This window comes from Sorangium sp. So ce295 (assembly GCF_051527405.1).
GTDB classification, from domain to species: domain Bacteria; phylum Myxococcota_A; class Polyangia; order Polyangiales; family Polyangiaceae; genus Sorangium; species Sorangium cellulosum_B.
This window is the reverse complement of the sequence record NZ_CP150324.1, coordinates 3,329,188-3,342,798: the sequence shown is the minus strand read 5'-3', so window position 1 is coordinate 3,342,798 and position 13,611 is coordinate 3,329,188. Positions and strand designations below refer to the sequence as shown.

7 protein-coding genes are annotated in these 13,611 nt (G+C 70.9%); 5 read left to right on the top strand and 2 right to left on the bottom strand.

Annotated features, from left to right (window positions below; genetic code table 11):
* The first annotated feature begins 705 nt into the window (after positions 1–705).
* The 5 genes from WMF11_RS12900 to WMF11_RS12880 all read left to right on the top strand — a co-directional run bounded on the left by WMF11_RS12900 (position 706) and on the right by WMF11_RS12880 (position 10,260).
* Positions 706–2,199 (top strand): protein kinase domain-containing protein, encoded by a 1,494-nt coding sequence (locus WMF11_RS12900; protein WP_437977692.1) that lies wholly within the window; start codon positions 706–708, stop codon positions 2,197–2,199.
* A gap of 109 nt (positions 2,200–2,308) precedes the next feature.
* Positions 2,309–3,553, top strand: a complete 1,245-nt coding sequence (locus WMF11_RS12895; RefSeq protein ID WP_437977691.1) for an ATP-binding protein — start codon at positions 2,309–2,311, stop codon at positions 3,551–3,553.
* Between the two features lie 496 nt (positions 3,554–4,049).
* Positions 4,050–7,343 (top strand): beta-propeller domain-containing protein, encoded by a 3,294-nt coding sequence (locus tag WMF11_RS12890; protein WP_437977690.1) that lies wholly within the window; start codon positions 4,050–4,052, stop codon positions 7,341–7,343.
* 198 nt (positions 7,344–7,541) lie between these two features.
* Positions 7,542–8,747 carry a hypothetical protein gene (locus tag WMF11_RS12885; RefSeq protein WP_437977689.1) on the top strand — a complete coding sequence of 402 codons (1,206 nt, stop codon included), beginning with the start codon at positions 7,542–7,544 and terminating at the stop codon, positions 8,745–8,747.
* 496 nt (positions 8,748–9,243) lie between these two features.
* On the top strand, positions 9,244–10,260 hold the full coding sequence (locus WMF11_RS12880; protein WP_437908691.1) for a sugar-binding protein: 1,017 nt from the start codon (positions 9,244–9,246) through the stop codon (positions 10,258–10,260).
* Between the two features lie 48 nt (positions 10,261–10,308).
* On the opposite strand, the gene WMF11_RS12875 is transcribed toward WMF11_RS12880, so the two are convergent.
* Complete coding sequence (locus tag WMF11_RS12875) at positions 10,309–12,795, bottom strand: substrate-binding domain-containing protein (RefSeq protein ID WP_437977688.1); 2,487 nt, start codon at positions 12,793–12,795, stop codon at positions 10,309–10,311.
* A gap of 147 nt (positions 12,796–12,942) precedes the next feature.
* On the bottom strand, positions 12,943–13,494 hold the full coding sequence (locus WMF11_RS12870; RefSeq protein WP_437977687.1) for a hypothetical protein: 552 nt from the start codon (positions 13,492–13,494) through the stop codon (positions 12,943–12,945).
* Between the last annotated feature and the right edge of the window lie 117 nt (positions 13,495–13,611).

The following is a 13,611-nucleotide window of genomic DNA, read 5'->3' as shown; positions in this document are numbered from 1 at the left end:
ACTGTACTGCACAGCCGTTCCTCGCTCCTGGCGCGCCGGCACAGACGGACTCGACCGGGAGCATCCTCATGACCATTCGAGTATAGCCATTCCGATTCACGTCGGCCTTCAGAAAACCCCTCATCGCCGGACGGTTACTCCCTCGGCAACCGCCTTTCCGCGGACAGGCAGGTCCGACGGCGGGCATGCGGCCTGGCTCTGCCTGCAAGCCCACGACCGAGGTGATCGTGACGACCCTGGCGCCGTGCTGGCTCGCCCGTCGCCATGCTCGGCGGGGAAAAGGCGAAGCTCGCCATGGATCGACGAGAGGGACAGCTGCTGGACGGCTGAACCAATCGAGGCCGGCGACACGCGTCAAGGCCATCGCTTCTTCGGCGTGCCCCGAGCAGCGTGCGCCAGCCGCCCGCCCGGCCCTCCTGCGCGACGCTTCCGCGCGCCGGGGACGGGCTCCCAAGGCCCCGCGCATGCGAAGGCGCACCATCGGGATCGGCGTCCTCCGAGCGCGCGGCGGCCTGGCCGGCCGGCGAGCGCGGCGCAAAGCCACGGTCGCCGCGCAGCGTGGCATCCTGCCACAGCTCCGACATCCCGCCTGACCGTGACGCGCCCGCGACACGCCGTCAGACCGCCGCGTGCACCGCGCTTCGCAGCTGGAGCGCATGTCGCTCTCCGTTGATAGGCATGCGCAGGGCACGTATCATGCGCACCATGGCAGACGCGGCGGACGGCTCGCCCAGCTTCAGCTCTGGAAGCGCGAACGGCGGCGATCCCCCCGCGCCGCTCGCGCCCGACGCCGCGGATACGCTGCAGGGCGTCGACACCGTGGTGCGCGACCGTCCCCCCACGCGGGCGGAGCCGCCGGCCGAGCGGAACGGCGACGGCTCGACGCTGAGCGACGAGGACCTCTGGCAGGCCGCGGCGCGCTCGAGCCTGCACGAGGGAGGCAGCCCGGTTCAGGTGCCGCCCGAGGGCACGTTGCTCGGAGGGGTCTACCGCGTCGTCGGTCGCCTTGGAGAGGGGGCGATGGGCGTCATCCTCCTGGCGCGCGACGAGCAGCTCCAGCGGGACGTCGCCATCAAGCTGCTCCGGCCGGAGCAGCTCGACAACGCGCAGATGCAGGCCCGCCTGCTGGCGGAGGCGCGGGCGATGGCGCGCGTCCACCACCCGAACGTCGTCGAGATCTATGCGTTCGGCGAGTACGAGAACGCGCCGTATTTCGTCATGCAGTACGTGCCGGGGGTCACGCTCGACACCCACGTCCACAGCAAGGGGGGCCGGCTCGGCCTCGACGAGGCGCTGAGCGTCCTCGACCAGGTCTGCCTCGGCGTCTCGGCGATCCACGCCTCGGGCATCGCCCACCGCGACGTGAAGCCGAGCAACATCCTCGTCGGCCAGGCCCTCCGCGTGGTGGTGGCCGATCTCGGGCTCGCGAAGCGGATCCCCCGCGGCGATCGGATCGAGCTCGCCTTCTCCGGCACCCCGGCGTACCTGGCGCCGGAGGTGGCGCTGGGCCGGCAGCTCGATCCCGCGCTGCTGCCGCGCATCGACGTCTACGCCCTCGGGGTGGTCGCGTACTACCTGCTCGCCGGCCGCCTGCCGTTCCAGAGCACGAGCACGGTGGATCTGGTCATGCAGCACGCGTATCAGCCCCCGATCCCGCCGAGCGAGATCTGCCCTGATCTGCCGCCGTCGTTCGACGCGCCGGTGCTCGCGGCGCTGGCCAAGGAGCCCGACGAGCGCACGGCGAGCGCGGAGGCGCTGCGCGAGGCGCTGCTCGACGCGCGCGGCGCCCTGCCGGCGTACGCGCGCACGACGCGCGTCCTGGTCGCCGACGACAGCCCGTCGTTCCGCAGCTTCCTCGCCAGCGTCCTCGCGGAGGCGCTGCCCGGCGCGGCCATCGAGACCGCGCCCGACGGCGCCGCGGCGCTGGAAGCCATCGAGGCGAACCGCCCGTCGCTCGGCGTGTTCGACCTCGACATGCCCGGGCTGGACGGCATCGCGCTCACGGCGGCGGTGCGCAAGCTCCCGCAAGGGGATTTCCCGATCATCGTGGCGACCGGGACCGGGGGCGCGGCCGACTGGCAGTGCCTGTCGCGCCTCGGCGCGTCGGCGTTCCTCGTCAAGCCGTTCGACGCGGGGCAGCTCATCACCCTGGCGCGCGCGCTCGTGGGCGTCGCCGAAGAGCAGAAGCGCCGGCCATGAGGGGCGGGGCGAAGACCCTGGCCTCCGCCGCGGCGGGGGTGGAGCAGGCGGCGTGGCGCGAAGCTTGCCGGCGGGAGAGCGCCGATGTCCGGCGTGGTCGAGGCTCCCGATGAACGACAGCGTGATGAAGGTCCTGCTTGTGGATGACGACGAGGTCGACCACCTCGTCACGCGGAGGCTCCTCCGCGACGCTCCCCGCACCCGGTACGACGTGACGTGGCTGAGCAGCTCGGACGAGGCGATCCGGGCGCTGCGCGCCGGCGGCTACGACGTCTGCCTCCTCGACTTCCGGCTCGACGCCCGGACGGGCCTCGACGTCGTGCGTGAGGCCAACCACCTCGGCTGCGCGATCCCCATCATCATGCTGACGGGGGTCGGCGACGAGGAGATCGACATGGCCGCGATGACCGCGGGCGTCGCGGATTACCTGGTGAAGGGCAGGTTCGACGCGCAGATCCTCGAGCGCACGATGCGCTACGCCATCGAGCACAAGCGGAGCCAGCTCAAGCTCAAGCAGTACGCCGACACGCTGGAGGAGAGCAACCGGCAGCTCGTCCAGATGCACGAGGAGCTCGCGGCGAAGAACGCGGAGCTGGTCCGGCTGAACGAGGAGAAGAACCGCTTCGTCGGCATGGCGGCCCACGACCTCAGGAACCCGCTCGGCGTCATCCTGGGCTACAGCGATTTCATGCTGATGAGCCACCGGCGCGGGGAGCCGTCGTCGCTGCTCAAGGAGGGTGGCGTCGAGATCGTCAACATGATCAGGAGCTCGAGCAAATTCATGCTCTCGCTCATCAACGATCTGCTCGACGTGTCGATGATCGAGCTCGGCAAGCTGAACCTCGACAGGAAGAGCACGGATATCGTCCAGCTCGTCGAGTCCAACGTGGCGCTCAACCTGGTGCTGGCGGGGCAGAAGAACATGAAGCTCGTCGTCGAGAGCGACGAGGGCGTCCCGCGGGTCGAGGTCGACGTCCACAAGCTGGAGCAGGTGCTCAACAACCTCATCAGCAACGCCATTCACTACTCGCCTCCGGGCACGACCATCCGCGTCCGGGTCGAGGGGAGCCGCGGGGGGGATGTCGGCGGAGGGGCCGAGGTGCTCCTGTCGGTGAAGGACGAAGGCCCCGGGATCGCGGCGGAGGACCTCGGGAAGCTCTTCCGGCCGTTCGGGCGGGCGAGGACGGTCAGCACCGGGGGGGAGCGCTCGACGGGCCTCGGGCTGGCGATCGCGCAGCGGATCGTCGAGGGCCATGGCGGGCGGATCTGGGTGGAGAGCGTGGTCTCGAAGGGGTCGACGTTCTTCGTCGCGCTGCCGGTGGCGCGGGCGGAGGAGAAGGAAGAGGCCGCGTGACCGGCGCGCGACGAGCGCGGGTCACGCGCCGCTCGACGTCACGATAGAAGGCGTCGAGCGCCCCGCAGACCGGCGCGAGCCGACGGCAACCAGCGCTGTTCGAACCGTCGTGTGGGCAGACGCCGCCACGTGTGAGCGTTCGGCGCTCCGCTCCACCCAAGAACCCATCCTGCGCCACGCAGAGCGATCCGCTCTGCCGCCGTTCCGTAACAGCATTCCACATTGAGCGGCTCCTCCAGAAGGTGGATACTCCGCTGGATGCAAGCTCACGGTCCGCGGTAGTGCGAAGCCGCGAAGACCGGCTCGATCGCGGGATGCGCCGTGCCGGACGCGCCCTCGATCGCTCGCCGGGGACTCGCCGCACCGCCGCCCCCGGACCGCGACGTTCCGACCACGTTGAACCGTGTAGGACACATCGATGTGCGCCGTCTCCGCACCTCATGCGAGGTGCCAGGGAGGAGTAGCTGTGGCGAAGAGAAGAGCACTATTCAGAGGTGTGCTGTCAGCGCAGGCCAGCGTGATGGCCGCGCTCCTCTTGCTGCTCGGACAGGGATGCGGGAGCGACGACAACAAGCCCGAGCCCCAGGAGCAGACCCCACCCGAAGAAGAGAACGAGAACCCTCCGCCCGAGGAGGAGGAGCCCGATCCTCCCAAGGAAGAGCCCGAAGAGCCCGAAGAGCCCGAGGAGCCAGAGACCCCGGAGGGGCCCACCGACTTCGTGTCGGCCGATGATCCGTTCACCGAGGGGTACCTCGGCGAGGAGGAAGAAGAAGAGGAAGAAGAGGAGGAGGAAGAAGAAGAGAGCCGCGAGCTCGAGGAAGGCGACATCTACCGCGTCCTCGGCGGCGGGCAGCTCCTCAACCTCAACACCTTCCGCGGCCTGCAGGTCATCGATATCCAGGACCCGTCGGACCCGAAGTTCCTGGGCCAGATGCAGATCGCCGGCACCCCGGTCGAGATGTACGTCGTCGGCGACCGCGCGGTGGTGCTCCTGAACGACTGGGCCGGCTACCAGCTCAAGGCCGACGGCCTGACCGTGGAGCGGCGGACCGGCGGGACCGTGCTGTTCATCGACATCGCCGACCGCGCCGCGCCGAAGCTCCTGTCGCAATACCCGGTCACGGGCGCCATCATGACGAGCCGCCTCGCGCGCGGCGACAGCGCGAGCTCGCTCTACATCGCCTCGAACGGCTCGGAGCTCGAGGAGATCAACCCCGGGCAGTTCCAGTGGGTCAACAAGACCCTCGTCCAGAGCTTCGATGTCGGCGCCGACGCGCTCATCGAGCGCGGCGAGATCGAGCTCGGCGACGCCGTGACCGCCATCCACGCCGAGGCGGACGTGCTCCTCGTGGCGCGCAACGGCGGCAGCTGGTCGCAGGATCCCAGCGAGATCTCGATCATCGACATCTCGAACCGCGACGGGTCGATGGTGCTGCGCGACAGCGTGAGCACGGCCAGCTACGTGCGCTCCCAGTTCCACATGGACTTCCGCGACAACATGCTGCGGGTCTTCTCCGGTCCGCAGTGGGCCGACGGGACGCCCAGCTACCTCGAGACGTGGAACGCGGCCGATCCCGACAACATCGTGCCGATCGACAGCGAGGAGTTCGGCGCCCAGCAGTCGCTCTACGGCGCCATCTTCCTGGACGACAGGGCGTTCGCGGTCACCTACCGGCGCCAGGATCCCTTCCACGCCTTCTCCATCGATCCGAGCGGGAACGTCACCGAGGAGAGCGAGTTCATCGTGTCCGGGTGGAACAACTTCTTCCGCCCGGTCTTCGGCGCGACCCGCCTGATCGGCATCGGCGTGAACGATCAGAACGGCCGGCAGCTCGCGGCCAGCCTCTACGACATCACCGATCTGACGAGCCAGGATCCCCTGGTGGCGCGCGCCGAGATCGACGGCGGCGCCCAGGGCTGGAGCTGGTCCGAGGCCGACTGGGATCACCGCGCGTTCACCGTGCTCGACGACGCGGTGGACGCCGTGGCGGCGACCGGAGAGCCCGAGACGGGCCTCGTGCTGCTCCCGTTCTCCGCGAGCAGGGTCGTGGACAACACCCGGCGGCCGTTCTCCGGCGTGCAGATCTTCACCTTCTCGGACACCACGCTGACCCGCCGCGGCGTGATGGAGCACGGGACCCCCGCGCGCCGCACGTTCCGCGCCGAGGACATCGCCACCGCGAACGTCTCCGATGAGGAGCTCACCCTCTACGCGCAGGACAAGCTCGACACGCCCGAGAAGCTCGGACACCTCGATCTCGCCCCGGATTATGTGAAGGTCTTCGCGTTCGGCGAGCACCGCGTCCGCGTGAAGATGCCTTACGATCTCTACTGGACCCCCGCCGAGAACCGGAAGGTCAAGGCGGAGGTCGTGCCGAGCGCCGGGCTCACGCAGCTCGCGCGGCCGATCGCCACCTTCGATCTGCCGGCCGACGCGGAGCTCCATCAGGTGGGCGATCTGCTCGTGTCGCTGACCACCACCTTCGAGAACTGGGTGGGCAAGGTGACCCACCTCGAGGTGATCGACCTGTCCGATCCGACCGCGCCGCGGCGGGCGGGCACGCTCGACACGAGCGATCTCCCCGCCACGGGCGGCTACCACGGCGGAGCCAGCTCGTTCTCGACGGTGCACCCCGCGCGCGATGCCCTCGCCTTCCTGCGCGTCATCGGCCACTCCGAGGACCTCGGGGTCGGCTGGGCGTGCCGGACCAGCTCGGTCGAGGATCCGGGCTGCTTCGGGCAGGAAGGCTGCACGTACATGGCCGGAGAGCGGACGTGCCGCAACATCGGCGGCGAGGAGTACTGCAACGGCGGGTTCGCCGAGTGCACCGACCACCCCGGCGCGGACACGAGCTGCACGCCGGTCGAGGTCGACCGGAACGACATCGTGGGGATCACGTCGACGTATTGTTATGAGTACGTCCCGCGCCGCAGCTGGGCACAAATCGAGGTCCACGTCGTCGACCTCTCCGACCCGGACCACCCGACCGTGGCGCCCGCCGTCGCGCTGCCGGACGACAACGAGACCGTGAACGTCCTCAACGACGACGGGGAGCTCTACTTCAACATCAAGCGCTCGATCAGCGGGCTCGCGCCGGACGATCCGCGCCCGCGCACGCAGTACTTCCTCACGCACCTCGACCTGACCAACCCGTCGCAGCCGGCGCTCGATCCGGGGATCAACGTGCCCGGCGAGGTGCTCGCGATCCAGGGCGCGTCGATCTTCGCGAGGGACAGGGTGTGGGGCCAGCAGTTCATCGAGACGGCGATCGCGCGGCTCGAGGTGCACGAGGGGCTCGCGTACCTGCAGGAGTACCAGAAGTTCCCGGACCGCCAGGTCAACGCGATCTCCATCGACGGCCGCGGGCTGCCCGTCCTGTCCCACAGCCTGATCTGGCGCCCGAGCAGCTGGTGGTACGCCGGCTGGGATCCCAACCAGAAGCTGACAACGCTCTCGCCGGCGGGTGAGGCGCCGCCGCCCGAGCCGGAGAACGAGAACGAGAGCCCTGCGATCCCCGAGTTCGACGTGCTCTCCACCGTCCGACTCGCCTCCTGGGCGTCGCTGCGCCACACGGCCGACATGCGGGCGCTCTTCGAGGTGCCGGGCGGCGCCCTGGCGATCTCCCTCGAGGAGCCCGAGGCGCCGAAGGCACAGGCGTTCTTCCCGCTCTGGGGCTGGCCCGAGAGGTTCGTGACCAGCGGCGAGGAGGTCCTGTTCGCCGCCCGCCGCTTCGGGATTCACCAGCTCGATCGCGAGACCGTCAACCTCGTCCCCTACCTGGGCGAGTAGCCGGGCCGCTGGGCAAGCCGGCCGGGACCGAGCGCACCGGGCCGGCTTGCCGCAATGGCGCGCGGCGCGGAGCTCCGCCCGGCGCGGCCGCCTCATCCCTCTTTTCCCTCTTCGAACGATACGCACCGCGCGGGCCGCGCGTGGGAGGCGGTGAGATCCGGTTTCGCGGAGCGCGCGACAACGCTATGGAGGAGCCCCATGGTCGAGCAAAGCACAGCGGAAAACGGGGAGGGGCAACCGGAGAGCGCGGGGCCCGTCGAGGAGCGCGCGACGGAAGCCGCCGGAGGGCCGGCGGAGGCGGGCGCGGAGGCCTCTTCCGGCGGCACGACGACGACCACGACGGCGGGCGCAGCGAGCGCGGCAGACGCCGTGGTGGCGCCGGCCGCCGATTCGCCGGCCGCCGCTGCGCCCGCCGTCGCTTCGCCGGCCGCCGCTGCGCCCGCCGCCGCTGCGCCGGCTCGATCGCGGCCGCCGCGGGTCATCGACATGCGCCGGCCGCGCACGCCAGCGCCCGCGCAGGAGCCGCCGCCGCGGCGCCCGGCGTGGCCAGCGGAGCGCGGACCTGCCGACCGTGGAGCGCGCGAGCGCGGGCCGGCGGCGCGCGCAGGACGCGACAGCGGCCCGGCCGAGCGCGGGGCGCGCGACGGCAACGCGGCCGGGCGCGGGGCGCGCGACGGCAACGCGGCCGGGCGCGGGGCGCGCGACGGCGACGCGGCCGAGCGCCGCTCGCCGGACAAGGCCAGGGGGGCGCGGGATGGGGCGACGCCGCGCGGCCGGACAGGCGCCGGAGGCGCTGCCCAGACCCGCGCGCCCGCGTCCCATCCAGCGCCGGGCGCCGCCACGCGAGAGCAGCGCGCGGCCCCCGCCGCGGACCCCGCGCAGAGCGAGGCGGAGCGCAACGCCGCGCTCGCCGAGGCGAAGCGCGCGCCCGCCGCCGGAGAGGCGAACGCCTCCAAGGCGTCGCGGCAGCCGCAGCCCGCCGAGACGCGCGGCGTGGCGCCGGCTCCGGCGCCGGAGACGACGGCGACCCCCGAGCCGCGCCGGGACGCTGTGTGGGTGCCTCCGCCGAGCGCCGCATTCCCGCGGAAGAAGAAGCCCGCGCTCACCGCCAAGGAGGCAATGAAGGCCAGAGTCCAGGCGCGGGCCGAAAAGAAGGCAGCGAAGCAGGCGCCGAGCCGCGCGGCCGAGCCCACCGCGGACCAGGGCGTGGAGGCCGCCCGTGAGGAGCCTGGAGCGCCCCCCGCTGCAGCAAAGCCCCGTGACGCCGCCGTGGCGAAGCGCCGCGACGCGGCGCCAAGGTCAGCACGCCGCGACCAGGCGGCGCCGGCGCCGGCGGCAGACGCGCCGACCCCGAAGCCGGGGCTGCTCAGGCGGTTGCTGGGCCTGTTCCGGCGCTCCGGCTAGCTCCGCCCTCCAGAAGCCCGGCCAGCGAGCTGGGGAGAGATTTCAACGCAAAGCCGCAAAGCCACAAAAAAGAACAGATAGGGGTCGCCGGCGGACGGGCAGCCCGAGCCTCCGAGCAGCCGAGTCCGGGCTCGGACACCAGCTCTCCGCCTCCGCTCCGCGCGCTCCCGAGCTGGCCGTCAGTGCGCCTCCCGCGCACCCCCTCGCCGCCTTGCGGACACATCCTCAGCAGGAGCCCCGCAGTCATGAGGTTCACACCGCACATCGCATGTGCCTCGCCTCACTTGTTCTCCAGATCAGGTGGGCTCGCACACGCTCGGCCCCTGCCGGAACAGATGAACCTGCGCGTCACCTCGATGATCAGCCCGGGTCGTTCACGCGAGGCGCGACATCGGCGAGGCGAGTCGCTAGCATCGCTCTGGGGCATCACCGCTGTCGCGGAGCAGCGACGTCGTCTCGACGCACGCTTCGCGCGGACGAACGGAGGAGAACCGCCGTGAACCATCAGAAGGGTCTCTGGGAGCTCGCATGTGCGGCGTTCACCATGCTGTCGATGGCGTTGATCGCAGGCTGCGATCAGGGAGGTGGGGGCGAGGTCAGCAGCAAAGGCAACGGCAAAGAAGCCACGGCCAAGGTCATCAAGGTCGCGTTCGTGACGAACGGCTCCAGCGACTTCTGGAAGATCGCGTTCGCCGGTGTGCGCAAGTACGAGCAAGAGGCTAAGATTCAAGTCGACCTCAAGGTGCCGCAGAACAGCACGCCCACGGAGCAGAACCAGATCCTCGAGAGCCTCGCCAGCCAGGGCTACGACGCCGTCGGCGTGAGCGTCCTGGCGCCGGACGATCAGGTGACCGTGCTCAACAAGGTCGCGCAGAAGGTCAAGCTGATCACGTTCGACTCCGACGCCCCGAAATCGAACCGGCTGCTCTACATCGGCACGAACAACTACGAGGCCGGGAAGGTGCTTGGCAACGAGATCGTGAAGCTCCTGCCGAACGGCGGGAAGATGGCCGCCTTCGTCGGCATGTTCGCGGTCGACAACGCGGCCCAGCGCCTCAAGGGCATTCAGGACGTGGTCACTCCCCACGACATCCAGCTCGTCGACAAGCGCGAGGACAACACCGACCTCGCCAAGGCGCGCACGAACGTGGAGGACATCATCAACGCCCACCCCGACCTCGACGTCGCGACCGGCCTCTGGTCGTACAACGGGCCGGCCATCGTCGCCGCCGTCGAGGCGCTCGGGAAGAAGGGCAAGGTCAAGCCGGCCGTGTTCGACGAGGAGGACGCGACGCTCGCCGGCATCGAGAACGGCACTGTCGCCTGCACCGTCGTGCAGAAGCCGTTCCAGTTCGGCTACCTGGGGAGCAAGTGGCTCCACCGCCTCGCGACCGAGGGCGACGCGGCCATCGCCGCCATCCCCCCGAGCAAGGTGATCGACACCGGGGTCGACGTGATCAACAAGGACAACGTCGCGCAGTTCAAGGCCACGCTCGCCGAGATGAAGAAGTAGCCCGTTCGCACGGCGGTCCGACGCCTGGTCGCCCCGGTTCGGCTCGGCTCAGAAGGGCTGGGGGTGCGGTGAGCGGCGATAGACGATCTGGCCGCCGGTCTTCGACAGCGCGTGAGCGAACCCGAGCTCCAGGGTCGAGCGGGTGATGACGCTCCCGAGGTCCACGCCCTGCTCCACCATCAGCCGCGCCGCCGCCGGCGTGACGCCGACGAGCACGACCTCGGCGCCGAGCAGCCGCGCCGCCCGCGCCGCCCGCAGGAGGTGCTCCACCGACGCGGCGTCGACGACCGCCATCCCCGTGACGTCGACCAGCACCACGCGCGCGTGGTGCTCGGTGATGTCTTGCAGCATCGACTCGATGAAGCGGCCGGACCGCTGCGCGTCCATCGTCCCGACGATCGGCATCACGAGGATGTCCCGCGCGATGGGCACGACAGGGCTCGAGAGCTCGCGGATCGTGTCGAGCAGCGACTCCTGGTGCCGGTTCGCGCGCTCGAGCTCATGGGTCCGCTCGGTGATCCGGTGGACGAGCCGCGTGTTCTCGATCGCCACGGCCATCGTGTCGACGATGCGCTCGATCGTCGTGAGATCGTCGAGCGAGCACGCCGCCCGGCGCCCGCTCTCCAGGACCAGGGCGCCGAAGGCGGACCCGCCGGCGAGCAGCGGGACGCCGACAAGGGTATGCGCCCCCCTCCCGCGCGCCTCGACGACATCGGGCGCGTCGTGGAGCTCGCTCGAGTGCGTGTCGACGATGAGCGGCCGGGCGGTGCTCAGCACCCGCCCGACCATCGACCTCGCGTCGAGGGGGGCTCGCTCGTCGCGGTACCCCTCGTTTCCCGCGTCCACGGTGACGAGGAGGAGCTCCTTCGAGCGGCTCTCGTAGGGGAGCTGCTCCCTCCGCTTCGCCGCCTTGCGGTTGGCGTCCAGAGGCAGGTAGTCGGAGAGGGGGAGCGACCAGGGCGTGCGCTCGATGGTCACGACGTCGATGCCGGTGTCGATGAAGCGCAGCGCGGACCCTCCCCCGGAGCCGGCGCGTGTGGGCAGCCCGGCCAGGGTCGCGTCGATGCCCTTCGATACCATGTCGTGGAGCACCCGCACCGCGCGATAGCCCATCTCGTGCTCGCGCTGGACCAGGACGGCGTGGATGGTCCCTTCCCGGAGCATCTCGAGCGTGTCCGTGAGCAGATCGAAGGCGACGATCTTGAGCTCCCCCGACCGCCCCAGCGCCCTCGCGGCCGCGCCCCACGACACGCCGTTCGCGGCGCAGACGCCGAAGGCGCCGGCGATCCCTCCGGTCTCCACGGCCTCCCGGGCGTTCCGCATCCCGAGCTCGATGTCGAACCGGTCCTCGGCCGGCGGCTGCAGGTCGAAGGGCGCGCGCGTGCCCGAAAGCGCCGCACGGAACGCCTCGATGCGCTCGCGGCTGTTCATGGCGCTGAGCCAGAACGTCAGCGCGCCGATCTTGCCTCCGCCCGGGAGCAGCCGGGCCATCATCTCCGCGGCGAGCCGCCCTGCCGCCACGTTGTCGGTGCCGATATAGGCCTGAGCGCAGCTGCCCTCGGCGGGCGGCGTGTCGATCGTGACCACCGGGACCCCGGCCCGCGCCGCCCGGCGGATGGCCGGCTCGAGGACCTCCGGGGTGATCGGCGCCACCGCGATACCGTGCACGCCCCGGTCGATGGCGTCCTCGAGGATCCCGCGCTGCTCGACGGCGCTGTGGGCGGGGGCGTTGCGGACGTCCACGTGGATGCCGACGCTGCGCCCCGCGATGAGGGCGCCGTCACGCACATTGTTCCAGAACGCGAGCGGCGATCGGTGCGGGACGTGGTAGACGCGGATCTCGCGGGCCGCGGCGTCGCCGCGCGCGCCCCCGGAGGGAGCGTCGCTCAGCAGGACGAGGTGCACGGAGCGCCATTGCGGCCCGAGCTGCACGCTCTTGATGCCTTTCGAGATCATCCCGACGAGCTCATGCGTGCTGGTCCGCGCGGCCACCGCGTTCAGCACCCCCTCGAGCACGCGCACCTCCTGGGCCGACCGCGCCTTGTCGTTGTAGAGCTCTCGCCGCTCCAGCGCCGCGCCGGCGCTCGCGGCCAGCGCGCGGAGCCGCGCCCAGCCCTCGGCGGAAGGCGCCTGCCCGCCCGGCTGCTCGACGGCGAGCACGCCGATCGTCTGTCCCTGCACGTGCACCGGGGTGAGGATCACGACCGCGCCCGCGGGCACGAGGTGCAGCGCCGACGCGCCCGGCAGGTGCTCGCGGTACCAGTCGGCGGCCGCCATGACCCGAGGGCTGTCCGCGGAATCAGGCGTGGAGAGCGTGGAGAGCGTGGAGAGCGTCGCGATCACGGTGGCCGGCACCGCGCCGCCGGCGACCTCCTGCGGGCTCGCCAGCACGCCAGCGAGGCCGACAGAGGCCTTGTGGACCAACTGCTCCCCGTCACGGGCCAGGAGGCTCGCTCGCTGCGCGGACGGCACGGCACCCACGGCGTCCGTCACGATGCGATGCAGCGTTGCATGAAGATCGAGACCGGTGATCATGCGCCTCACGTCCGCGCAACACCCCCACGACGGCGCGGACGTTACACCAGTGGGCGTGATCGAACGGCACCTTGTCAAGGGATGACCGAGCCGCCTCGGGCGCCAATCGTCTGCGCGTGGGCTCGCTAACGGAGCGGCGCCGTCAACCTACACCTCCACGCCCTCCAGTCGCCAGGCTCCAGCGAGGCCGTCGCGCCAACCTTCTTCGATGACCTCGGCGTGCCCCACGATGAGACGCTTGGCCGGTCGCTCCAGCATGGCGCGGATGGAGCGCGCGGCCGCGCTTTTGTCCGGAATTTTCTTTCTGGCGTCGGGAGGCACGCGCACCTGCTCGTAAAAGCCAGTAATGCGCGCGGCGTAACGCAAAGTCCAGTGGTCCTTGGCGCAAGCGCAAATGACGATGTCTGCGCCCAGCAGGGTTTGCGTTGGCCGATGGTAGAGCACTGTCTCGTCCCAGAACGGCACGCCCCGGAGCGGCAAGGCCTCGAGCTCGGGGACCTGCTCGCCGAACTGGGCGTCGTGGATATCCATGTCGAGTCTCAGCGCCTTGTTCCTGCCCCGCGCCGACGCCGGTCCCACCACGCGCGCCTCGGGGAAATGAGCCGCCGCCGCGGGGGTCCCGAGGTGATGCCAGCAGTTGGGTACCAAGAGCCAGCGAAAGTCAATTTCCTCGTAGCGGCCGTTCCACAGCACAGCCACGGCGCGCGCGAAGCAGTCGGGCCCACTGGCCTCTTGCGCGCCGGGATCGAGCTTGGGCGCTGCGGGCGCTCAGGCGGCGCGGGGGCGCGCGTCGCCGGTCGGCGCTTGCCACGACTG